This is a genomic window from Saccharopolyspora spinosa NRRL 18395 (genome assembly GCF_000194155.1).
In the GTDB taxonomy this organism is placed as follows: domain Bacteria; phylum Actinomycetota; class Actinomycetes; order Mycobacteriales; family Pseudonocardiaceae; genus Saccharopolyspora; species Saccharopolyspora spinosa.
Window position 1 is genome coordinate 2122825 of sequence record NZ_GL877878.1, and the last position, 24291, is coordinate 2147115.

Genomic DNA, 24291 nt, shown 5'->3' on the forward strand with positions numbered 1-24291 from the left:
TTCCTCTTCAAGCTTCTGGAACCGTTCTTCGAGGACCAGAGCCCTGATCTCCCGCAGGTGCAGCTCACCAATCCGGTCAAGCACGACGCTCTTCAGCGTTTGCTCATAGCTGCCGTGGGTCGTATCCGCCCGACGCTTCGCGACCTTGCCCAGCCATACACGCTCTTCAGCGTTTGCTCATAGCTGCCGTGGGTCGTATCCGCCCGACGCTTCGCGACCTTGCCCAGCCATACCGCCGCCACCTCGCGGAACTTGAAGTCGACCGTCAGCCGCGCCCTGGCCTTCTGCAGCTGCCCGATCGCCGACTCCAACCGCTCGACCGTGCGGACTGCTCGGAATCGCAGTTGATGCGCAAGCGCGGGACAGTTCGCTGCCCAAATGTGCATGGTGCGCCTACGCGGAGCTCGACGGCGCTATCGAGGTCGTCGGCTAGAAGAACTGGCTACTTCCGAAGGCTCTTCGCGACGTCGTTCGCGGCCTTCATCAGCGCTGCCCGGTTAGCGTCCGGCCCCAGTCCAGCCGTCGTGTCGTTCGGTGTAACTCCCGCCGCCTCGTAGCGGACCTCGACCGTGACATTTCCCGTCCGAAATTTGAGTTTCCCGTAGCCATCAGCGAACTCGCCGTAAGCTTCATCGCCGATCCCTTCAAGAGTCCCCTTGTCCGCCATCCCCTGGTTATTACGCATCATGACGAACGAGCGTTGCGCGATCGAAACGCCGCTACCTCCTTCCATTCCCTCGGGAGATTTGTGCAGGTACAGTTGAACAGCAAGGCCCTGCCGGTACGGGACCACGCCTTGCGCTGACGGTTCCGGCTTAGCTGCGGCTTGATAGCTCCATTGACACGTGTCTGTAGTTCCCGGTATCGGGGTAATGTTTTTCTCGCCGCGGGCTTCACCAACGACGTCCTGAATAGACTGCGGGCTAACTACAGTGCAGGCGTCAGGTATGTCAGTAAATGGGTCGGGGGCTGCCGCCTGGCCAGAACATGCGGCAAGCAAGGGAGCCGCGATCAATACGATGCTGAGTGAATACGTCTGCCTAATCCGCATGATGTCAGCTCCTCTTCCGAACGTCCCAGCCTTCGGTGTCCACAGACGACGATGGGATCGTTTCCGGAACCTTGAGGTCAACGATCTCCTGCTTAAGGTCCTGGCCAGCTCGCCGGTACTCGGCGATCGCGGTCTGGGCAGGGCGTGTGCAAGGTTGATCTGAGGGTTGCGGCGGGTTTTTGTCCAGGTGGGACGCGAGACCAGGGGGCGGGTTCAGGTGGGAGATCATCGGGTTGTTCAAGCCGTGACGGTCTGTCCAGGAGCCGCGCTCTTGTGTTCTTGGCTTCCCTGGTTCGGGTTGTGCTTGACCGGCCCACCCTCACAGTCGAGTCCTTGCGGGGTCGTGTGACTCCCGGTGCGAAGACGTTCATCGAGTCCGCCTCGGCGGAGAGAAGCCGCAAGTTCCATTGAAATCGAACCTTCGATTTCCGGTGCTGGCGGTGCTGGCGGTGACCGCCGGTGCGAAGACGTTCATCGAGTCCGCCTCGGCGGAGAGAATCCGCAAGTTCCATTGAAATCGAACCTTCGATTTCAATGGAACTTGCGGACCGTCGGCGTGTCGCATCCCGACACGCCGATGCCTGTGGACAACCTCCGCAATTTCAATGGAAATCGTGGGCGGGTACGGACGTGCCAGGGCCCGCAGCCTGGAAGGTCCTTGTTCTGGACGGAAACCTGCGAACCGGATATGGCGCTGGCGCCGACCGAACGGCACAGCCGCCGGTATCGAAACGGTCCACCACCTGGACAACCTGTTACCCACCTGGCCAACCTGCCACCCACCTTCCCGCCCGAAACTACCTAAACCTGATAGGTCAACCTTGCACACGCCCTGGCGGTCTGGGCCTGGGTAATCTGATGCGTACTTTGGCACGGTCTCTCAGCTCCCAAAGCCCGGAAGGGCATCAATCATCTTCGCGTTGGAGTCATCGACCGCCTGCGCGCGTGCAGAATTGATCGCCTCCAGGATCTTTCCTCCCAAAGCCGATGGGTGATGGGAGCGAAGTTCTGCGTCAGGTATCGACAGATCCTGAATCGCCCCAATTCCGTTGACCCGTGCGACCACGGCCTGGTCTGCCGACGAGCCCGTGTAGGTGCTTGCTACGGCTTCATCCCGCAGCGCCTGCACGGTGTTCATCTTCTTGTCCAGCTCCGCCAACATCGCCTCGATGTCGGGAAGTTCTGACACGACAACCTCGAGTTCCTGCAAGCTCGGTACGAGCGCCTACGACATGTCGTCCTCGTTAGGCGTCCCATCGGAATCTGCGTCCGCGTCGCCAATCACCGGCGGTGCGACGGCATGGCCGGTGTCCGGGTCGATCTCACCGCTGAACCCGAAGTGCTCGTCGGTGTTGCGGATGTTTTTGCGACGCCGATATCGGCCACGGAGGCTGCGAGTCCTGCGCCGTACCAGAGTGGCCCGAATAGGCTGGCATCGAACTCCAGCGCCCCAGACACGCATTTCCCCCAAATCTCGTTATGCCTGATCTTCGGTGGCCAAGGGTATCCAGCCGTCTTCCCACCGTGGGCGAGTCGAACGTCAACCTCGCCTTAAGCGGACGATCTCACTCGAATGGTCCAACCACCAGGCTTTTTTGTGCGCCATGCCACGTTTTGCAGGCGTAGGGCTGCCGGCTCGACATCAGGTGAAGCCGGTCCGTGCGGCGTGTGAGTAGTCGGAAAGATGGCCGACTGAATACTCAGGTGAAGCATTCCCATGCGGGGAAACGTAAGGGCGGGGCTCGTTCCGGCGAGCCGGATGCGTCGGTGCGATTCCGGCCTACTGATCGGGACCGTCGCATCTTGGGTCTGCTGGGAGAGCACAAGGTGCCGACTACCCAGCAGATCGTGGCGGCGGAGTTCGCGTCCGTACGTCGCGCGCAGGATCGGCTGGCGCAGCTGCGAAGGCTCGATGTGCTGTTCAGTTTTCGCGAGTCCTAACGCGACGGCGGCACCAGTCAGACGCCGTTCGCGCTTGGTTACCTTGGCGCACGTGCCATTGCCGCACAGCGCGCCGGGAAACCACCGACGCGACCCGCGCATCAGTGGTGGTCGGAACAGCGGTGCACCGGAGTTCTTCTGGAACAGCACGGTGAAGCTGCATCCGGACGGATACGGCTGCTGGGCCGAACATGGCAGGTGGGTGCGGTTCGTCCTCGAATACGACACGGGCACCGAGGCACTGTCGAAGGTCACGCACAAGATCGCCGACTACAGCGCGTTTCCGACCGATTCCTTCGGAATCCTGCTGTTCTCGGTTCACTCGGCGAAACGAGAACGGGCGCTGCGGCAGGCCCTCCGGCGCGCGGTCGGCACCACACGTCCGCCGCTGGTGATCGCCACTACCCACGCGACCAGGCGCACCCCGACGGGCCGGCCGGGCCGGTGTGGGCGTTGTGGGGACCAGGTTCCGATGACGCAGCGGCGCGGCGCTAGCCTGAACCGCCCGCCTCCGAGGAACGTTTTAGGTCAGCTCGGGACCAGCCTCCACTGCTTGGCGCGCGACTGAGCGCGCCACATGCTCCCATACCGGCCTTCCTGCTCAATCAGCTCGACGTGAGTGCCGCGTTGCGCCACCTGGCCGTCCTCGAACACGAGGATCTGGTCGGCGCCGACCACGGTGGACAGGCGGTGCGCGATGACCACAACGGTCTTGCCGGTGACCAGGTTGTCGATGGCTTGCTGGACGACCACTTCGGACTCGGTGTCCAGTGCGGCGGTCGGTTCGTCCAGAAGCACGATCGGGGCGTCCTTGAGGATCGCGCGGGCGATGGAGATGCGCTGGCGTTCGCCTCCGGACAGGGCCGAGCCGATCTCGCCCACGCGCGTTTCGTAGCCGTCGGGGAGGCGTTCGGCGAAGGTGTGGACGTTGGCTGCGCGGGCGGCGGCGATGATTTCGTCGCGGGTCGCATCCGGCCTGCCCATTGCGATGTTCGCGAGGATCGTGTCGTCGAAGAGGTAGACGTCCTGGAAGACGACGGCGAAGTGCCGCATCAGCTCCTCTGGTTCCAGTGAGGCCACGTCGACGCCGCCGATGCGTACCTCGCCCTGTTGCGGGTCGGCGAAGCGGGTCATCAGGCGGGTGAGGGTGGTCTTGCCCGAGCCGGAGGGGCCTACGAGGGCGGTCAGGCTGCGTTCGGGCACCTCGAACGACACGTTGTGCAGCACCGGCTCGGTGCGGCCGTCGTAGGTGAACGAGACGTCGGAGAAGGTGATGTCGAACGACGACGGCGTCCTGCCGCCCGGCCGGACTGGCAACGCACGCGAGTCGAGGGCCTCGCTGACCCTGGTCAGGGCCGCCTCGGACAGCTCGAACAGCTTCGTCATCGTCACCGCGGCCGCCAGCGGCTCGGCGAACCTCGCGGCGGTGACGACCACGGCGAGCAGCAAGGGCAACGTCAGAGAGGCGTTGAACACCAGCGACGCGCCGAGCACGACGAGTGCGATGACGGCTGCTTGCACCAGGAACTGCAGCGCGGCCACCGGGACCGAGGCGGAACGGTTCGAGGTGGCGTTGGCGGCGTGCTGGTGGGCGAAGACCTCGGTCAGGCGCGGGGAGTTCGCGCCCGCCTGGCCGGTCGCCTTGAAGACCGGCAGACCCTGCACGTACTCGACGATTCGGCTGGCAGCGCCGGCGTTGGCCGTGTCGACGCGGCGGAAGCCCTGGTTGGAGAGGGTGCGCAGCCTGCGCAGCAACGGGACGGACACGACCACCGCGGCGACGAGCACGAGGCCCAGGCGCCAGTCGACGGCCAGCACCACGACTCCGAGCAGTGCCGGCACCGTGACCAGCTGCACGAACAGCGTGGAGAACGCCGAGATGCCGGTGGCGGCGCTGGTGACGTTGGCGCCGACCACCGTCGTGAGATCGCCCGCGGCCCGGCGGGCGAGTTCCTGCTGGGGCATCGACCGCAGCCGCTCCCCCAGCCTGGTCCTGGTGTCGCCGGTGACGAGATGCCAGTAGTCGAACGTGAACGCGCTCTCCCGCAGGCGCAGCAACGCCTCGGCCACGACCAGTGCGACCAGGACGCCCAGCCACAGCCAGGCGGCGCCGGTGCCGACCGGGTCGGCGGCGAGGGCGGCGAGCAGCGGGATGAACGCCGCGTACGCGAGGGCCTGCACGACCGACGCGATCACCGAGATCCGCAGTGTGGTGCGGAACTGCGGCGCGTACGGCCCTGCGGCCAGGAACATCAACCTGCGGATGCGCTTCATGCGATCACGTCCTTCACACTGGTACCCACGAGCCCCCAGCTCGCGGCCTGTTCGTGCCGTGCCCACAGCGCCGAGTACCGGCCGCCGGCCTTCACCAGCTCCGCGTGCGTGCCGCGTTCGGCGACGCGGCCGTCGTCCAGCACGACGATCTGGTCGACGCCGGTGACGGTGGTGAGCTTGTGGGCGATGACGATGACGGTCCTGCTGACGGTGAGCCGGGCGACGGCTTCCTGGATCGCGGCCTCGCTCTCCGGGTCGGCGAACGCGGTGGCCTCGTCGAGCACCACCACGGGCGCGTCGGACAGCATCGCGCGCGCGATCGTGATGCGCTGGCGTTGCCCGCCGGACAGCTTCCCGCCGCGTTCGCCGACCTGGCTGTCGTAGCCGTCGGCCAGCTCGCCGACGATGAAGTCGTGCGCCGCGGCCGCTCGGGCAGCCTCGACGACTTCCTCGTCGGTCGCGGAGGGCTTGGCGAGCCTGATGTTCTCCGCCACCGTGCCGTCGACCAGGAACGGGTCCTGGAACACCAATGTCACGTGCCGCAGCAGGACGTCGCTGGACATCTCCCGCACGTCGACACCACCGACGAGCACCGATCCAGCGTCCACGTCGTAGAACCGCGGGATCAGCCGCGCCACCGTGGACTTGCCCGAACCCGACGGCCCGACCAGCGCGCACACGGTTCCGGCCGGGACGTCGATCGTGACGTCTTGCAGCACCGGGCGGTCCGGCGAGTAGCCGAAGGTCACGCCGCGCAACGCCACCTCCGCGCCGACCGGCGTCCGGGGCTCGGACGGCTCGGGCAACGGCGGTACGGCCAGCAGTTCGCCGATCCGGACGGCGCCGGCCTTGGAGTCGTTGACGTAGTTCGTCAGGTGCATCAGCGGTGAGATCGCCTCGATCGGCATCGCGCCGATCAGCAGGCCCAGCACCAGATCAGCGGGTTCGATCCACCCGGCGGCGAGCATCGGCACACCGCACGCGGCGACCACCAGCAGCGTCGGCAGCGGCACGATCACCAGCCGGTTGAAGGCCGAGGCGCTGCGTGAAGTCGCCGTCCACGCGCCCACGGCGTCGGTGAACTCTTGCACCGCCGACCCGAAGCGGCGAAACGAGGTGCGGCCATCGTCGAACGTCCGCACCACCGGCATGCCCTGCACGAACTCGACCACCGCGTTGTTCACGTCCTCCGCGGCCTGGTTGTACTTCGCGCGTTGTGCCGTGTGGTCGCGGGCCATCAGCGAGAACGACACCATCGCGAGCGGCACCACCAGGAGCACCACCAGCAGCAGCTTCCACTGCACGATGCCCAGTGCGATCAGCGCCGCAAGCGGTTGCGCGGCAACGCCTCCGAAGAACGGCACGGCGTCGGCGACCACGTTGTGCAACGCCGCCACGTCGTCCTGCACGATCTTCTTGATCCGGCCGGACCCCGTGCGCTGCACGACCCCCAACGGCATCCTGGCGAGCGCGTCGGCCAAAGTCCGCCGCAGCACCACTTCCAGGTCGAACGAGGCGTGGTGCGCGACCTGCTCGGCGAGCCACTTGGCGCCGAAGGACAGCACCAGCAACGCGAACGCGCCGCCGGCCCACCAGCCGAACGCGGTGAACGACCGGTCCGCCGCGAACAGCTCACCCACCGCCATCGCGACGCACACGTACCCGACGACCGCGGCGACACCGCCCAGCGCCCCCAGCGCGAGTCCGCGCCCGAGCCTTGACTTCACCCCCGGCGACAACGCGACGAGGTCCATCACCGGCTTCATCCCGGCGTTGTTGTCGGCGGACGTCCCAGAAATATCTGACATCACAGTCCTTCCCGCAGCGGCGCTGCAACGCCGTCCGCAACCTGACGGACGATCGGTGGTTCCATGCAGGAGAAGTGGTTTCCGTCCACTTCGGACACGGTGAACTCGCCCATGCAGACGTCGCGCCAGAACTGGAGCATCTGCTCGGTGAGTCCGGGGGCGAACGTGGACGGGCCGGTCGGCACGAGGAACCGCATGTCGCCGAAGTAGGCGGGCGGCACGAACCGCGCGGCCTGGAAGCTGTGCTTGAACACCCGGAACATGCCGAGCGCCAGTTCCGCCACGACCTCCTGGCCCTTCGCCCGCGAGGCGGACTCCGCGTACAGCGCGAACCGGTCCTCCTGCGACAGCTCGCCGAGCTTGGCGTAGAACTCGCCGGACTCACCGGGCAGCTGGGCCAGAGCACCCTCGGGTACCCGACCGCCGTTGTCCCGCACCAGAGCGGGGAACGCCTGCGCCACCGTCTGCGGATCGATCGCGCCGAACCCGAGCTGATCCGTGGCGACACCGAGGTTCGGCACGAATAGCGTCTCGAACATCAGGTCGTCCTCGATGTCGAACGACACCAGGTGGCTGCTCACGAGCACGAGGTCGTCCACGACGACGCCGCGTTCGCCGAGCCTGCGCGCGACCTCGGTGGCGAACATGCCGCCCAGGCAGTAGCCGACCAGCTGGAACCTCGGGTAGCCGGCCGAGATCAGCCGGTCGGTGTAGTCGTCGGCGAGCCTGCTCACCACGTCCACCGGGTCGATGGCGCGGTAGATCTCGGTGTCGGCGATGGCGATGCCGAGCACCGGGCCGAGGTCCTGCTCGACCATCTCTGCGGCGAGCGCGCGGAAGCACTCCATAGTGCCGAGACCGGCGTGGAACAGCACCCGGACCGGGCCGTCGCCGGTGCTGAACGGCACGAGCGCGGCGTTGCTGCCGTTGGTCACCACGGCTTCCGGTTGTGCCTTGGCGCGCAGGAACGCGGCCAGTGCGGCGATGTTCGGCTCGTTGAGCATCTGGCGCAGCAGCGTGTCGAACGGCACCGGCGTGGCCTCCGGCAGTCGCTCGCGCAGCTTGCCCGCCGTGCGGGCCATGATCAGCGAGTCCGCGCCCTTGACGAAGAAGTCGTCCCGGCGCCCGATCGACGGCAGCCGCAAGGCCTCCGCCCACACCACGCTCAGCGCTTCCTCCAGAGCGTCCGCGGGCGCGTCGCTCTCGTCGTCGGCACCCGCGACCGGCTTCCAGCCCGCGAGCGTGCGCCGGTCGACCTTGCCGTTCGACGTGAGCGGCAGGGCGTCCACGATCTGCAGCTGCGCCGGGATCATGTGCTCGGGCAGGCGTTCGCGCAGGAAGGCGACCAACTCGTCGGGCGTGATCGCCGCACGGTCGGTCTTGACCCGCCGGGCACCCGGCAGCTCCGCGCCGGGCAGATCGCCCTCCGTCAGCACCAGCCAGCCACCGGGGACGAGCAGTTCGGTGAACACGTCGTGCGGAACCGGGGCGATCACCAAGTCCACCGAGTTCGGTGCGAAACCCTGTGCCCGGTAGTCGATGGTGGCGTCCAGCGCGGTCAGGTCGGCGTCGAACCCGGCCAGCACGTCGGCGAGACCGTCGACCGGGATCTGCTCCAGCACGCGCAACGGCCGGTCGGTGCTCACCGCGACGCGGTGGGCCAGCGCCACGACCGGACGGGCCGCTTTCGCGACCAGCTGCGCGAACTTCTCGTTCAACGGCACCGGTTCCACCCGCGCGGACTCGACGACGCCGAACAACGCGCCGTCGTCCAGCACCACCCCGGCGGCCGCGACGGCGGGGTGCTCCAGCAGCGCCGCCTCGATCTCCCCCAGCTCCACCCGGTGCCCGCGCACCTTGACCTGGGTGTCCGCCCGGCCGAGGAACTCGACGTCGCCACCGGGCCGGTAGCGCGCGAGGTCACCGGTCCGGTACAGCCGCTGCCCGTCGGCGGGATGCGCGAGGAACCGGTCGGCGGTCGTTTCCTCGTCGTCCAGATAGCCGTCTGCAAGGCCGGCTCCGGTGATGTACAGGTCGCCGGTCGTCCACACCGGACAGTCCTGAAGGGACGGATCCAGCACGCGGAAGCCCTGGTTCGCGAGTGGCTTGCCGTAGGGAATGCTGTGCCAGCCTTCGGGAACGCCGTCGATGCGGTGGAAGTTCGACCAGATCGACGCCTCGGTGGCGCCGCCGAGGCCGATCAGTTCCAACCGGGGCAGCCGGGCCGCGGCTTCGGCGGGGAGCGTCGTCGGGATCCAGTCGCCCGACAGCAGGCCGAGCCGCAGGGTAGGCAGGTCCCTGCCTTCACCGTCCAGGTACGCGACGAGCATCTGCATCAACGCGGGCACGGAGTTCCACAGCGTGACTCCGTGCTCCGCGACCAGGTCGGCCCAGTGCGACGGGTCGGCGCGGCGGTCCGGGTCGGCCAGGACCAGCGTGCCGCCGAGGGCGAGCGGGCCGAAGACGTCGTAGACCGACAGGTCGAAGCCGAGGTTCGCGACGCCGAGCACGCGGTCGTGACCGGTCACGCCGAACCGTTGCGTCACATCGACGATCGTGTTCGCCGCGGCGCGGTGGCTGATCACGACGCCCTTGGGCTTGCCGGTCGAACCAGAGGTGTGGATCACGTACGCGGGCCGGTCCGGGTCACCGGCGGCGACCTCGAAGTCGTGCACCGGCTCCAGCTCGTCGACCGCGATGCCCTCGCCGGCCCACGACTGGGTCAGGACGCGCTCGATCCCCGCGTCGCGCAGGATCGCGGCCCGGCGCAACGGCGGCTGCAGCGTGTCGATCGGCACGTACACGCCACCCGCGAGCAGCACGCCCAGCGCACCCGCGACCTGCTCGACGCCCTTGTCCATCACGATCGCGACCAGCTCACCGGGCTTCAGACCGGGCAACGCCGCTGCGACCGCACCGGCACGACCGGCCAGTTCGCCGTAGGTCGTGGTACCACGGCGGTCCACGACGGCCGGCCGGTCCGGAGTGCGCCGCACCTGCTCGAACACCGGTTGGTGCAGTCGGAAGTCCGGCAGTTCGGCGGCGGTCGCATTGGCGTGGGCACGTTCTTGGACCTGCCAGGACGGCAGTGCGACCGGCCGTTCCTCGTCCCACAGCGCGTCCCCGTTGGCGAGGCCGCGCATCAGTTCCTCGAACGCGGCGAACATGTCGTCCACCAGCCCGTCCGGGAACACACCGTCGCGGACGTCCCAGTTGATCCGCAGGCCATCGGCGTCGTCCATGACCTGGCAGTCGATGAACACCTGCGGCGTCTGCGTGATGCCGAAGCCGTCGAACCGGGCGGCGGCCGGCTGGCCGTCGCCGATGCCGATCGCACTGGTGAAGACGATGGGCATCAACGCTTCCTCGCGCCCGCGGCGGCGCGCCAGCTCGCGGATCACCTCGACGCCGGAGTGCAGCCGGTGGTCGAGGTCGGCGAACAGCCGGTCGGCCACGCCGCGCGCGCGGTCGGTGAACGATCCACCGGTCCAGTCGACCTCCAGCAGGTTGACCGAGGTGAAGTCGCCGACCACCTCGTGCACCTGCGGGTGCAGGTCGAGGCGGTTGAGCACCGTGAGGTTGAGGCTGAACCGGGGCGAGGCAGCCCAGCGCGCGATCACCGCGGCGTAGGCGGCGAGCACGGCGGACGACGGCGTGAGACCGCGAGCCTGGGTGCGTGCGGTGAGCGCGGCCCACTCAACCCCGTCGAGCCGGAGTTGCTTGCGGGAGAACGCGGGCGGCTGCTCGCGGCGGTCCAGCGGCAGGTCCGGTGCCGGCGGCAGGGCGTCGAGGCGTTCGGTCCAGTAGGCGCGATCCCGTTGGTAGCGGCTGGTTTCCCGCAGGCGCAGTTCGGTGAGCAGGTAGTCGCGGAACCTCATGCCCAGCTCGGGCAATTCGAGTTCCGGGTTGGCGTGCAGGGCTTCCAGATCGCCAAGCACGAGCGCGATGCTCGCCCAGTCGGCGATGAGGAAGTCGAGCGAGACGTGCAGCACCGCGTGGTCGTCGGTGCGGGTTGCGCGCAGGTCGAACAACGGCCACCGCGCCGGGTCGTAGACGTGGTGGCCGAGCTCGGTCCGCACGTCCTGCAGCGCCTTGCCGACGACGTCCTGGTCCGCGCCGGACAGGTCGGTGACCACGACGTCGTAGCGCGGGACCTCGGGCAGCACGCGCTGGTAGCCGTCGGCGGAGATCACCGCACGCAGCATGTCGTGGCGCGCGATCAGCTTGTTCCAGGCCGCGTTCAGCCGTTCCGCGTCCAGCGAGGGGTAGCTGACCTCGACGTAGACGTGACACGCGACGCCACCGAACCCGAAGGCGTCGTTGCGGCCCAACAGGTACGCGGCCTGCACGTCGGTCAGCGGGAACGGCTCGAACCGGCCCTCGTCGTCGGTGGTCAGCTCGACGTGCTCGGCGCGCAGCAGGTCGAGCACGGCCTGTTTGCCCGCCTTGAGCTGCTCCAGCAGGTCACCGGTGAGTACGCCCTTCGGCGCGCGGTAGCGCAGCTTGTCGTCCTCGGCCCAGAGCGTCACGCCGGCCTTGGCGAGTGTGGCGACGAGGTCTGTTGTCTCCTGGCTGGTCACAGCTGGGGCTCCTTCGGAGGGGCGGGGACGAGGTGCAGGCCGCTGGTGAGCGAGAGGGGCGTGGTCAGACCGGCGAGCTCTACCTCCAGCACACCCGTGGTGGTGGCCGCCCGCGGGCGCAGCCACGGGTCCTCGCCGATGAGCCGGTCGTAGTCGGCGCGGTGCTCGGGCCGGATTCCGTAGTGCACGGCCCACACTGCGGTGGCGCCGTTGGGGTGGGTGATCTTCGCCGGCCGCTGGGGTGGGTCGTAGGAGGAGACGACGAACGGCAGCACGGCCGGTCGTGGCGACATGAACTGGTAGTCGACGCGCTGCCCGTCGGGACGGGTGCGGCCGTTGCGAAAGATCCGCGAGACGCCCAGGCCGCTGCCCACCAGCCGGTCGCGGGTGGCGGTCAGGTCGAGGTCGTCGGTCTCCAGGGCGACGTCCCGCCAACCGCCGTCGGCGCGGGCCCACCTCGCGAACCGGTCCCCCATGCCCCTGCCGAACCGGGCGGCCACCGGCCAGCGCAGCAGGCGCAACGCGGACGGGAACGTGAAGAACTCCAGAAATGGGCCTTCTTCGAACCACACGAGCGCGTTGTGCGCCGTGTCCGGAGCGCTTCCCCACGCGACCGAAAAACCGAGTTCGGCGAGTTCGCCCACTGTTTTCTGGACATTCTCGATCCGGCACAGCACGTGGCTGCACCTGAGTTCCTGAAAACCATCTGAACTGCTAGAAGTCATTGCACAAGTCCCACTCGAATGGTTATTTTCGCGCCGTGAAGATTGATTCCGCAGACCCTGCCGTGACGACGTGGTGTGAATTGCTCAGCGGCGCCGAGGTGGTGCTGGTCGGAATTCCGGAGAACGGACCGGGCGGGGACGCCGCCGCGGCGGCGGCGCTCAACGGGGCGAGGGTGGTGTTCGACGACCCGGCCGCGCACCCGGCCCGCACGCTGGCCGCGCTGGAGCGCAGCGTGGCCACCCACGCCGTGCTGGAGTCGGCAAGGGTCGCCGCCCTGGCCGCCGAGCCCGCCGCGGACCTCACCGACCTGTCGGCGTTGCGCACGGTGCTGCACATCGGCGGTCCCGCCGAGTTCGGCGAAGTCCCGGTTGTCCGGCTGGACCTCGGCGCCGACGGCGTGGTCGTGCCCGCCGAGGCGCACGATCCGCATGACGCCGTGATCGCCGCCATCGAGTCCGTGCAGCCGGCCGGGCTGACCCGCGAGCACACCGCCGAGTTCGTCGCACGACTGGACGACGCGGTGCTCTCGTCGATGCTGTTCGCCCTGCAGCAGCACGACGTCCTGACCTCGCCCTCCGTCGGCCACGAGGTCGCCGAGGTGCTGACGGCGGCCGGTGTCGCCGAACGCCACCACGCCGTCGTGGAGCGCTGGCTCACCGCCCTCACCGAACGTGGCGTGCTCGCCCGCGACGAGTCCCGCGTGCTTGGCGCGGACCTCGTCTCCGCGTCCACAGTGGACGAGAAGTGGGCGCGGGCCCGGCGGCTCTGGGTGAACGGGCTCGGAGACGCCGCCGTGGTGGACTACTTCCGCCTCAACGCCGACCACCTGCCCGGCCTGATGGCCGGCACCGAACAGGCCGCGCTGCTGCTGTTCCCCGAGGGCCGCACGGACATCGCGGACGCGCTGTACCGGCACACCGCCGTCGCCCGGCACCTCAACGCCGCCGTCGCCGCCGCGGTGCGCGAGCTGGGTGAACCGTTGCGGGTCATGGAGATCGGCGCGGGCACCGGTGCGACGAGCGAGGTCGTGTTCGAGGCGCTCGCCGGACGCGACGCCGACTACCTGTTCACCGACGTGTCGTCGTTCTTCCTGACCACCGCGCGGGAACGCTTCGCGCGCCACGGTTTCGTCCGCTACGACGTCTACGACGCGGACAAGGGCAACCGCGAGCAGGGACGCGCGCCCGGCAGCGCGGACGTCGTGATCGTGGCCGGTGCGCTGAACAACGCCCGCGACACCGACGCGACGCTGCGCCGGATCCGTGAGCTGCTGGTGCCGGGCGGCTGGCTGCTGGTGATCGAGCCGACCCGCGAGTACCTGGAGATCCTGGTGTCGCAGGCGTTCATGATGACCGCTGCCGATGACGCCCGGCTGCGTTCCGGCACGACGTTCCTGTCCCGCTCGCAGTGGCTGGAGGCGTTGGCGTCGGCCGGTTTCACGCGGGTGCACGTGACGCCGGGCGACGACCACCCGCTTGCCCCGATGTCGCAGTACCTGTTCGCCGCTCGACGGTGACGGACTACGCATCGCCCGGTCTCCCCGGAGCCGGGACCGGGCGATGCGCCGCGTCCGTCAGCATCGACGCGTAGCCCAGCTCGCCGGTGAGGTCACGCCACATCTGGCACATTGCGAGGTGGTATTGCTCGGGCCGTTCCGTCCGCAGCGCCTGGAGATCACGGCCGATCGCCTTTGGCAGCACGGTTTCCAGGAAGTCCCGGTAGTTCACGCTGGACTCGCTGAGGACCGCCGTGCCGTGGCCCAGGTGTGCGGCGCTGAAGTCGAACGACGTACGCGCCTCTGGCGGGATGTGCAGGCGTGGTGTCCACGAGACCGGTCCATGCGCGTCGTGCAGCGCCAGCCCGCCGCCGTCGAACCCGATCGTGGCCCTCGTCAGCAGGTGCATGTGGTTGTCGGGATCGTCCGGCGCGATCTCGTTCTGCACGCGCAGCACGATCGGCACCCCACCGATCTCGCCCGTCACGACGGTGAACGGCCCGCTGGTCGCGACCTTCGCGAACCGCCACGGCCTGATGGTGCCGAGTGCCTCCCCGAGGACGTGCAGCAACGGGAACGACACCTGCACGGCGCAGGAGGCCTCCAGGTACACCGGCTTCTGCCCGACCTGCCGCGCCGCACCCGCCCACGCTCGCACGGCGGGCAGCTGCGCGTACAGATCGCCCATCCGGAACCGAACGCCGTGCTGCCGCGCGGTTTTCAGGCTCGCCACGAGGTCGTCGTGGTGGATCGGCTGTTCCTGCAGCACGTGGATCTTCCTGGCCAGCAGCTCCCTGGCCAGCTCACTGCCGGGTCCGCCCATCGCCGACGACCTGACCACGACGCACGCGACGTCGACATCGGTCACCTGGCCGATCTCGGTCCACAGTGGAACACCAAGTCGTGCCGCGGTCTTGGCGGAGCGTTCGCTGCCGGTGCCGAGGATCCCGGCGAGCTCGAACTCCGGCAGCGCGGCCACGGCGGCGAGGTAGGACTGCCCGAACGTCGTGCCGCACACCACCACGCGGGTCACAGCGCGCCCTCTTCGACGGCGACGAGGTCGGCGATCGGCCGGTCCTCCACGACCACGCCCAGTTCGAAGACCACGGCTGGGTCCAGCACCTCGGCGGCGGTGTGCGAGCCGGACGGAACCTGACCCCGCAGCACGGCGAGCACCGCCTGCACGGTCACCGACGCCGTCATTTCCGCGGCCGAGTCGGCGCGTGCGATCGCGGTGCGCGTGCCGGCGGGCCCGTCGATCTGGACGTACAGGGCGGCATACGGGGTGCGCCCGGCGACGTCGAGCGAGGCCGCACCGCAGAGCGACCGAATCGCGTCGTGCGGCTCCAGTCCAGGCGAACGGTCGAGTGCCGCGAGCAGGTGACCGTCCTCGACGAACGTGTACCAAGTTCCGTCTGCGAGGGATATTTCACGTGCGACCGAAACGTTCTCCTCGTCCAAGAACGGCAACGCCACCACCGGGCGCGGCAGGTGCGGCAGCACGATGTCCCGCGTCCGTCCCAGCGCCTGCGCAACCCGTGCGCCGTCGCGCCAGGCGGCTCCGGCCTCGGCGCTGCCGTGCAGGAAATCCTCGGCACCGGCGGGGCTGAACCTGTCCAGCACTCCCGAGTAGGAGGTGAGCGTGTGAACCTCACCGAAGCCCCGCGCCAGCACACGGGGCAGCAGACCGGACAGGCCAGGCGTGGCACCGGCGGCGAACACCGCCACCAGGCCGGCGGGAACGGCGCGGAGCCGCACGCCATCGCCGCCCGCGTCCACGTGATCGGCGCCCGCTTTCAACGCGGCCAGGGCCACGTGCTCCGACGTGTCGTGCGAGGGACCCGCGCAGTTCACCACCAGCTGGGCGTCGGCGAAGAAGTCCGCGAGCGTCCGCGTGTCCCGCATGTCCACGCCGGTCGTACGGCTGCCGGCGTGCACCTCCAGGCCGTGAGCGCGGAGAGCTTGAAGCACGCGGCTGCCCACAGCGCCGGTAGCTCCGAGGAGGGCGATCACAGCTCGCCCTCCTCGGTGTCGGCCGCCTCGGCGAACAGAGCGGCCGCCTGCGCCACGGTCGGTCCCGCGAAGAGCTTGCGCAGCGGCAGCACGACTCCGTGCCGCTGCTCGACCTGCTGGATGAACCGCGTCGCGAGCAGGGAATCACCACCGAGCACGAAGAAGCTCTGCTCGCGGCCGGTCACCGGCACTCCGAGCAGTTCCGCCCACAATGCCGCGATCAGCTCCTCGAAGCGACCGCGTGGCGGCTCACCCGTCTCCTTGCCGCCGCCCACCAGCCACTTCAGCGCACCTCGGTCCACCTTCCCGTTGGCGCTCAAGGGAAGCCACGGCAGTACCCCGACCCGTTCGGGCACCATGTGCTCCGGCACCCGCGTCCGCGCATGGGCCCGCACGGCGGCGGTGTCGAGCACCGGAGCCGAGTCGGGCAACGTCGCCGAGATGACGGCCAGGCCGTTGCCACCGGGCCGGTGCACGGCGCCGGTCAGGCCGAACGACGCGAACTCCTCGGCCCACCTGCGAGCGCGCAGCATCGGCGATCCCGCTTCCCTGCGGGCCGGGTCCAGTCCGGCGAACCCGTGTTCCAGGACGGCGGCGGTCAGCAGGCCGATCGGGGCGAGTTCCTCCGGCTCGACCGCGATGACGCGGCCGCCCGGCGCGCACAGCAGCGCGGCCACCGCCACGCCGTGGCGCACGTCGGCGTACCGGTGCAGCACGTTGTTCGCCAGCACCACGTCGAACCGGCCCCGCAGCGCCTCCGGAACAGCGTCGATCGGACCGTCCACAGTGGTCACCGAGATGCCGAGTCCGGTCAGCTCCGCCGGCACACCCCACACCGCGACCTCGACCGGACGCCCCAGCTCGGCGATCTCCTGCCGCACAACGGCGGTCGCCTGATCCGCGACGGCGGCCACGATCGACGCCGGCGAGAGCAACGGCTCGCTCAGCAACGCCGACGCGGGCGTCCCACCCGAGAGGATGTCCCGGTAGAGATCGACCAGCTCGCGTGCGCGTCGCACAGCCGGATCGACGGCGGTGTCCTGCCCGGAGAAGGGCAGCGCGCGCCACATCCGATCGCCCAGGTCCCGCCGGGCCGTCCCGGAAAGCCAGGAATGCCAGACCCTCGCGGTGGGTTCGTGTTCCGGCGCGATCTCCCCCTTCAGCAGCTCGGTCAGCAGCGGTGCGACGACCACCGTCTGAGCGCTGTGGTCAGGAGGCACACCGTCCTGGCCGCCCGCCATCGCGGCGACGGGCAGCGCGGCCGGAACAACGGCGCCGACGAGCGACCCGTCCACCACCGCGGCCATCGCCGCTCCGGCACCGGGTGCCGACGACAACGCCGCCTCGACCTCGCCGAGCTCGATACGATGCCCACGGATCTTGACCTGCTGGTCGCGGCGGCCGAGGAACTCCAGCGTCCCGCACGGCCAGTACCGGCCGAGGTCACCGGTGCGGTACCAGCCTCCGGTGAACTGGGCGGCGGTCAGCTCCGGCGCGCCCCGGTAACCGCGCGCGACACCCGCCCCACCGATCCACAGCTCGCCTTCGACCCAGTCCGGGCAGTCGCGGCCGAACGCGTCCACCACCCGGAACTTCTGATTGCGCAACGGATAGCCGTACGGAATGGACGGCCACGCCGGGTCGACCTCGTCCACCTCTAAGAAGTTCGACCAGATCGAGGCCTCGGTCGCACCACCGAGCGCGGTGAACCGGCAGTCCGGTGCCACCGCCGCGAGCCTGGCGGGCAGGTCGAGGCCCACCCAGTCGCCGGACACCAGCACCACGCGCAGCGGCAGCGGCCGCGGTCCAGCGACCACGAGCAGCATGTCCAGCAACGCAGGCACCGTGTTCCACACCGTCACGCCGTGGCGAACGACGAGTTCGTGCCAGCGGCGGGCATCGCGCCGGGCGTCCTCCTCCACCAGCACGAGCGCGCCGCCCGCCGACAGCAGCCCGAACACGTCGTACACGGACAGGTCGAAGTCCAGTGTGGACACGGCGAGGCCCCGATCCGAAGGCCCCACCTCGTACCGCTCGGACACGTCGGCGATCGTGTTCATGGCAGCGCGGTGAGTGATCTCCACGCCCTTCGGCTCACCGGTCGAGCCGGACGTGAAGATCACGTACGCGAGCCGGTCCGGGTCACCGAACACCGGTGTCACGGGTTCGAGTGATTGTGCCTCGGCTACGAACTCCGGCGTCACGACCGTGCGAACGCCTGCCAGCGCGTGGATCCGTTCGCGCCGGGCATCGGGCTGGTCGACGCCGATCGGCACGTACGCGCCACCGGCCGCCAGCACGCCCAGCACCGCCGCGATCTGGTCCGCGCCCTTCGGCAGGGTGACCGCGACCGGCTCGCCCGGTGCGACGTCGAGCGCGGCGGCGACGCGCAGGGCGCGGTCCGCCAGTTCGCCGTAGGTCACCACGTCCGCGTCCAGCAACGCCGACCGGCCCGGCGTCTTCAGGGCGTGCTGGAAGAAACCGGCGTGCAGCGTCACATCGGGGATATCGTCGGCGGTGGCATTGACCAGCGCACGCCGTTCCTGCTGCGCCACCGGAAGAAGGTCAGGTACCGGGGCCGCCCAGTCCTCGGTCGCGAGCCAGGAGACCAGCTGCCGGTACGCGGCGAACATCGCGTCGAGCAGCCCGTCGGGGAACAGGCCGTCGACCGCGTCCCACACCAGCTCGACACCGCCGTCCACTTCGGACACCTGGTGGTCGAGCCAGACCTGCGGGGTCTGCGAGGTGCCGTGCACCTGCTCGGTCAGCAACGGGTTCGCGCGCACCGGCAACCCCAGAGCGCTCGTGAACACCACCGGCATCGTCACCTCGGCGACGCCGCTGTCCCGCGCCATCGACCGCAGCACCTTCACCGCGGACACCTCGCGGTGGTCGAGTGCGTCCCACATCCGGCGCTGCAACCGCCGCACCCCCGCGAGCCACGGCTCCCCCGCCTCGGGGTGGTGGTCGACCAGCAGCAGCGAGGTGAAGTCTCCGATCACGTTGTGGATGTCCGGATGCACCTCTCGCCGGTCGAACAGCGTCACGTTCACCGTGAGGTCCGGCTGCGCGCTCCAGCGACCCAGTACCTCGGCGAACGTGGTCAGCAGCACTGCCGAGGGCGTCAGTCCGTGCTCGCGCACGCGGGCGGTGATCGCCTGCCACTGCTCTGCGGGCACCAGCGCGGACCTCCGGACGAACCGTGGCGAGGTGATCGAGGCCGGATCGAGGGCGAGCGGCAGGCGTGGTCCCGGCGGCAGTTCGCGGGAGATCCGCGTCCAGTACTCGGACGCCTCCGTGGTGTCCGGTTCCGGGCTCAGCAGGTAGTCGCGGAACGTCACGCCGACCGGCGGCAGCTCTGCGGCCGGATTCTCATACAGCGCACCGAGTTCCGAGTAGAACGTCAGCACGCTCAGCGCGTCGAACACCAGGTTGTCGGTGCCGATCGCAAGCACGCCGCGTCCGGCGGTGATGGAGAACAACGGCCACGCGGACGGGTCGAACACGTGGTGCGACCAGGTCTCCCGCGGGTTGTCGACGAACTTCAGCTTGAACGGCGGCACCTCCTCCAGCACCTGCTGGCTGCCGTCGTCGAGGAACACCGCGCGCAGCATGTCGTGCCGTGCCACAAGCGCGTCCACGGCCGCTTCCAGCCTCGGCACGTCGAGATCGGTGATCTCGTACTCGCGGTAGAAGTGGCTGCCGACGCCGCCCAGGGTGAAGCCCTCGCCGCGGCCGACCCAGTACGCGCGCTGGACGTCGGTCGGTGGGAACGGCTCGAAGCGGTTCGCCGGATCCGCCACCACCGGAGCGAGCGTCGCGGACTCGCCCGTCGTGAGCGTGGCGGCGAAGTCGGCCAGCACCGGGTTCGCGAAGAGCTTCGCCAGCGCCACCTCGGACAGCCCGGCGGCGGTGAGCCTGCCGACGAGCCGGGTCGCGAGCAGCGAGTCGCCGCCGAGCTGGAAGAAGTTCTGCTCGCGGCCGGTGACCGGCACACCGAGCAGGCCGGACCACACCGAGGCGACCGTCTCCTCTATCGCTCCGGCGGGCGGGGTCAGCTCACCGTCGTCGGCGGACAGCTCGGCGACGGCCCTCACGAGCGCGGCGCGGTCGACCTTTCCGTTACGGGTCAACGGCAACGACGGCAGCACCACGACATGGTCCGGCACCATCACCGCGGGCAGCCGGTCGGCGAGGGAGCGCCGCAGCGCCTCCTCGTCGAGTTCGGCGAGCAGCGGCCCGGGGTCGGCGCCGGACTCCAGGACGGCGACCAGTTCGTCGGTGCGCTCGGCGAGCCGGTGGACCAACGGCTCGTTGCGCTTCCACCTGAGCGTGGTCCACGGTTCCGCGTTCCCGACCCGGTCACGCCACGGCACCTCGGCGTCCGGCACCTCGTCGAGCAGGTGTGCCAGGAACGAGTCGGCGATCTCCGCCCGGACGTTCGTCGTGACGACGGCGGCGATGCGCCGCTCCGGCGTCACGAGCGCGATGCCCTGGGAGACACCGGGGAACGAGGTGAGAACTGCGTCGATCTCGCCGAGCTCGATGCGGTGGCCGCGGATCTTGACCTGGTGGTCGGTGCGGCCGAGGAACTCCACGGTGCCGTCCGGCCAGTACCGGCCCCGGTCGCCGGTGCGGTACCAGCGGCGGCCGTCGTGCTCGACGAACTTCTCCGCCGTGCGCTCCGGGTCGTTCTGGTAGCCGAGCCCGACGCCGGTGCCGGAGACCCACAACTCGCCGGGCACCCAGTCGGGGCTGTCGTGACCGCGGGCGTCCACGACCCGGCAGCGGGTGTTGCGGAACGGCTTGCCGTACGGCACCGCCCGCCAGCGCGGGTCGACCTCACCAACTTCGCAGATGGTCACGTGGATGGCGGCCTCGGTCATGCCGCCGAGTCCCGCGAACCGGCAGCCGGGCCGCAGCTCCCGCAGGCGCGCGGGCAGGTCGACGGTGACCCAGTCGCCGCCGAGCATCACGAGCCACAGCGCGTCGCCCAGGCCTTGGCCCTGGCCCTGGCCCTGGCCCTGGCCCGCGACGATCAGCATGTCGAGCAGTGCGGGCACGCAGCTCACCACGCTGACGTCCCAGTGGCGCACCAGCCGCGCCCATGCGTGCGCGTCGCGGCGTTCGTCCTCGGAGAGCAGCACGACGCTGCCACCGAAGCCCAGGAACGCGAACAGGTCGTACGCGGACAGGTCGAAGTCCAAAGCGGACAGTGCGATCGTGCGGTCTTCGGGCGTGACGCCGAATTGGTCGTTGACCGCCTCGACGGTGTTCGCGACCGCGCGGTGCGGCACCTCGACGCCCTTGGGGGTGCCGGTCGAGCCGGACGTGAAGATCACATACATCACGTCCTCGCCGTCGGCCACCGCGAGATCGGCCGCCGGCTCGTGCGAGGCGGACTTCGCGACGACGTCGTCGGTTAGCACGATCCTGGCACCGGCGGACTCGTGCACGGCCGCCCGGCGCGCGGCCGGAATGTCCACACCGGACGGCACGTAGTGCGCGCCCGCGCCGAGCACACCTAGCACGGCGATGACCTGGTCCACGCCCTTGGGCAGGGTGATGCCGACCGCGTCGCCCTGCTGGACTCCGTTGGCGCGCAACAGGGAGACCAGCTGCCGGCCCCGGCGCGACAGTTCGCCGTAGGTCATGGCCTCCTCGTCGCCCCAGACCAGCGCGACCCTGTCCGGTTCGGCCTCGGCCAGCGCGAAGAACCGTTCGTGCAACGGCCTGCCGGGCGCGGCGCCGTCGGTGGCGTTGACGGCGTCACGGACGGAACGCTGACTCTCCGGCAGCAGGCCGCCGACGGGAACATCCCACCCGGTGCCCGCGGCGAGGCGGACGACCAGCGCGGTGAACGCGCCGAACATCGCGTCCAGCACGCCGGGCTCGAACACCGTCTCGCGCGCGTCCCAGCTGAGCAGGACACCGCCTTCGTGCTCGGTGACCTGCGCGTCCAGCCAGACCTGCGGCCCCTGCGAGATCATCCACACCGGACGGCCGATCCGTTCGCGCACCTGCGGCCCGAACAGCTCGCCGAAGTCGAGCGTGCTGGAGAACACCACGGGCGCGAGCACCTGCTCGCCGTGGTTGGCCCTGGTCAGCTCGCGCAGCACGTCGACGCCGGTGAACGAGGCGTGCCCGGCCGCGTCCCGCAGTTCGTCCTGGGCGCGTTTCGCCGCTTGCTCGAACGGTTCGGCGAGACCCGTGCGGACACCGAGCAGGACCGAACTGGAGAAGGCGCCGACGAGTTCGTCCACGTCGTCGTGCAACGGCTCGCGGCCGAACACCGGGACGTTGAGCAGGAAGTCGCGCTCGGCGCTCCAGGCGCCGACGACCTCGGCGAACGCGGTCGCGAAGACGACAGCCGGGGTGAGTCCGGCGGCGTGCGCGCACTCCTTCAGCCGTGCCGACGCGGAGGGGTCGAGCCAGTGCTCGCGGCGACGGCCGGTGGTCTCCTCGTTCTGCGTGATCCGCACCGGCAGCGCGGGCGCACCGGGAAGGTCGTCGAGGCGGCCGAACCACCACTCGCGGTCGCTCGCCACCACCTCGCCCCGCGTGCGGGCACGGTCGGCGAGGTAGCGCGGGAAGCTGTACCCGATGAGCGGCAACGGTTCCCCGGCCACGGCGCGCGCGAGGTCGGCGACCAGGATCCGCAGGCTCATCGCGTCCGCCGCGACCATGTCCACGTTCACGTGCACCCGTGCGGCGTCATCGCCGACCTGGGTCAGCTGGACGTCGAACACCTCGCCGCCGGAAACGTCCATGACGCGCTGGGAAAGCGCGGCGCGCAGGTCCGCGAGACGCCGCACGCGTTCGGCCTCGCCGGTGGTTCGAAGGTCGTGCACGGTCAGGCCGGGCCACGAGGTCTCGGAGGCGATGCGCTGGCGGCCGGAGTCGTCGACCGCGACACGCGTCATGCCGTGCCGGGCGAACACAGCGCGCACAGCCAGTTCCAACGTGGCCGGGTCGACCGGGCCGCCGTCGAACTCGGTGTAGAAGTGTGCCGCCACGCCGCCGAGCTCCTGGCCGTCGCGGCGGCCGATCCACAGCGCGTGCTGCAACGGGTCGAGGTCGAACGCCGCGGATTCGTCCACATCGGACTCATCGGCGGTGGTCGCGGCGCGGTCTCCTGCCAGCTCTCGCCACGCGGCGATGCTCGGTCGCTCCGCTAGCTCGGCGAAGCTCGCCGTCACCCCCGCCCGCCTGAGCTTGCCGGCCACGCGCATCATCGCGATCGAGGTCATGCCGCCCGCGATCAGGTCGGCGCCGTCGTCGAGCTGGTCCGCCGGCACCCGCAGCACCGAGGCCACCAGCGAGCGAACGTCCAGGCTGGTCACCGCGATGTCTCCTCGATGGCGAGGCCCAGCACGCGTGCGGCGTGCTCGGCGGGGAAGAAGTGGCCGCCCGGCACGACGTGACGGGTGAAGGGGCCCGACGTGTACGTGCTCCAGCGGTCCGCCTGCTCGGTCGTGACCTCACCGTCCTGCGCCCCGATGATCGCGGTGACCGGGCAGGACAGGGACGCCCCCGGCTGGTGCCGGTAGGTCTCCTCGACCCGGTAGTCGCCGCGGATCGCCGGCAGGAACACGGGCCACAGTTCCTTGGCGGACGCGAGCATCTCGGCTCCCGCGCCACCGACCCGCAACACCTCGGCCACCAAGCCTTCGTCGTCGCGCAGGTGGACGTCACCGCCGACCAGTTCGTCCGGCGTGTGCCTGCCGGACACCACCAGCCGCGCGGGCACGACGCTCAGCTCGCGGGCCACCTCGTAGGCGACCAGCGCACCCATGCTGTGCCCGAAGAGGACCAGAGGTGCGCCCGAAAGGGCTTCGACCTCGGCGGTGACACCGGCGACGAGCTCGCTCATGGCGGTCGGCGGGGCGTCGGCGATGCGGTCCTCACGGCCGGGGTACTGCACCGCGTGCACCTCGACGTCCGCGGGCGCGAGACCGGACCAGTCGCTGTAGAAACTGGCCGCACCGCCGGCGTGGGGAAAGCACACGAGACGCAGGCGAGCGGCGGGGCGCGGGGTTCGGCAGCGCAGCCAGCGCGCGGCGGTTCGGGGCAGCACGAGCAGCTCACTTCCCTTCGAAGGAGTCCTGATGAGGTAGAGCAATGTTCAAGGCAAGCAAGGGCACCCTAACTCGCCGCAGGGAAATACGCAGACCCGTTCGGCAAATCACCTGCGGTTAGTCGCGAGTATCACGTCGACTGATGCGCACATCGACATATAAGTCCAGGTCACTGCCGAACCCAAAGTCAGATTCCGCCATTCGCCAGATACCCGTATAGGCGTGGGAAAGTGCGTCGATCCGGTCTCAAATGGGTTTCCAGGTGACCTGGAACCCGGTTTCGAACAAGGTGCTTGTGCCGCGCGGAACGCTGGGTTAAGTTGCA

Annotated in this window: 14 protein-coding genes; 2 read left to right on the top strand and 12 right to left on the bottom strand. The window is 69.5% G+C overall.

The genetic code is table 11. The features are described from left to right. Positions 1–92 precede the first annotated feature (92 nt). From SSPN_RS0110700 to SSPN_RS63240, 4 genes are all read right to left on the bottom strand, one after another. Complete coding sequence (locus SSPN_RS0110700; protein ID WP_010694370.1) at positions 93–311, bottom strand: hypothetical protein; 219 nt, start codon at positions 309–311, stop codon at positions 93–95. A 131-nt stretch (positions 312–442) separates the two neighbouring features. Continuing rightward, positions 443–1051, bottom strand: a complete 609-nt coding sequence (locus SSPN_RS54520; RefSeq protein ID WP_143539475.1) for a hypothetical protein — start codon at positions 1049–1051, stop codon at positions 443–445. 880 nt (positions 1052–1931) lie between these two features. After that, positions 1932–2261 carry a YbaB/EbfC family nucleoid-associated protein gene (locus tag SSPN_RS43350; protein ID WP_010694373.1) on the bottom strand — a complete coding sequence of 110 codons (330 nt, stop codon included), beginning with the start codon at positions 2259–2261 and terminating at the stop codon, positions 1932–1934. Positions 2262–2602: 341 nt separating this feature from the next. Beyond that, positions 2603–3247 (bottom strand): hypothetical protein, encoded by a 645-nt coding sequence (locus SSPN_RS63240; RefSeq protein ID WP_421671942.1) that lies wholly within the window; start codon positions 3245–3247, stop codon positions 2603–2605. Between SSPN_RS63240 and SSPN_RS43355 the strand changes: the two genes are divergently transcribed. Continuing rightward, complete coding sequence (locus tag SSPN_RS43355; protein ID WP_421671936.1) at positions 3144–3560, top strand: replication-relaxation family protein; 417 nt, start codon at positions 3144–3146, stop codon at positions 3558–3560. The genes SSPN_RS63240 and SSPN_RS43355 overlap by 104 nt on opposite strands. On the opposite strand, the gene SSPN_RS0110735 is transcribed toward SSPN_RS43355, so the two are convergent. From SSPN_RS0110735 to SSPN_RS0110750, 4 genes are read right to left on the bottom strand one after another with little or no spacing between them, the layout of a single operon-like run. Next, positions 3521–5266: an ABC transporter ATP-binding protein gene (locus tag SSPN_RS0110735; RefSeq protein ID WP_010694376.1), complete on the bottom strand. Its 1746-nt coding sequence runs from the start codon at positions 5264–5266 to the stop codon at positions 3521–3523. The two genes, SSPN_RS43355 and SSPN_RS0110735, sit on opposite strands and share 40 nt — an antisense overlap. Continuing rightward, the gene (locus SSPN_RS0110740) at positions 5263–7074 is read right to left on the bottom strand and encodes an ABC transporter ATP-binding protein (protein ID WP_010694377.1); all 1812 of its coding nucleotides are present in this window, start codon (positions 7072–7074) and stop codon (positions 5263–5265) included. The genes SSPN_RS0110735 and SSPN_RS0110740 overlap by 4 nt, the downstream gene beginning before the upstream one ends. After that, complete coding sequence (locus SSPN_RS0110745) at positions 7074–11654, bottom strand: amino acid adenylation domain-containing protein (protein WP_010694378.1); 4581 nt, start codon at positions 11652–11654, stop codon at positions 7074–7076. The genes SSPN_RS0110740 and SSPN_RS0110745 overlap by 1 nt, the downstream gene beginning before the upstream one ends. Further along, positions 11651–12331, bottom strand: a complete 681-nt coding sequence (locus SSPN_RS0110750; protein ID WP_010694379.1) for a VOC family protein — start codon at positions 12329–12331, stop codon at positions 11651–11653. The genes SSPN_RS0110745 and SSPN_RS0110750 overlap by 4 nt, the downstream gene beginning before the upstream one ends. A gap of 83 nt (positions 12332–12414) precedes the next feature. On the opposite strand from SSPN_RS0110750, the gene SSPN_RS43360 reads away from it, so the two are divergent. Further along, a complete protein-coding gene (locus SSPN_RS43360; protein ID WP_101376412.1) occupies positions 12415–13896 on the top strand; it encodes a class I SAM-dependent methyltransferase in 1482 nt (493 codons plus the stop codon). A 4-nt stretch (positions 13897–13900) separates the two neighbouring features. Here SSPN_RS43360 and SSPN_RS0110760 read toward each other — a convergent pair whose 3' ends face one another. From SSPN_RS0110760 to SSPN_RS0110775, 4 genes are read right to left on the bottom strand one after another with little or no spacing between them, the layout of a single operon-like run. Beyond that, positions 13901–14908, bottom strand: coding sequence for a Gfo/Idh/MocA family oxidoreductase (locus tag SSPN_RS0110760; RefSeq protein WP_010694381.1), 1008 nt, complete (start codon positions 14906–14908; stop codon positions 13901–13903). Next, positions 14905–15888: an NAD-dependent epimerase/dehydratase family protein gene (locus tag SSPN_RS54530; RefSeq protein WP_010694382.1), complete on the bottom strand. Its 984-nt coding sequence runs from the start codon at positions 15886–15888 to the stop codon at positions 14905–14907. The genes SSPN_RS0110760 and SSPN_RS54530 overlap by 4 nt, the downstream gene beginning before the upstream one ends. Further along, complete coding sequence (locus SSPN_RS56600; RefSeq protein WP_010694383.1) at positions 15885–23231, bottom strand: non-ribosomal peptide synthetase; 7347 nt, start codon at positions 23229–23231, stop codon at positions 15885–15887. The genes SSPN_RS54530 and SSPN_RS56600 overlap by 4 nt, the downstream gene beginning before the upstream one ends. Next, on the bottom strand, positions 23228–23965 hold the full coding sequence (locus tag SSPN_RS0110775) for a thioesterase II family protein (RefSeq protein WP_044572815.1): 738 nt from the start codon (positions 23963–23965) through the stop codon (positions 23228–23230). The genes SSPN_RS56600 and SSPN_RS0110775 overlap by 4 nt, the downstream gene beginning before the upstream one ends. Between the last annotated feature and the right edge of the window lie 326 nt (positions 23966–24291).

Coding starts and splice junctions, on each gene's coding strand:
- SSPN_RS0110740 (WP_010694377.1), bottom strand. CDS start 7,074: ATGTCAGATATTTCTGGGACGTCCGCCGACAACAACGCCGGGATGAAG.
- SSPN_RS54520 (WP_143539475.1), bottom strand. CDS start 1,051: ATGCGGATTAGGCAGACGTATTCACTCAGCATCGTATTGATCGCGGCT.
- SSPN_RS0110735 (WP_010694376.1), bottom strand. CDS start 5,266: ATGAAGCGCATCCGCAGGTTGATGTTCCTGGCCGCAGGGCCGTACGCG.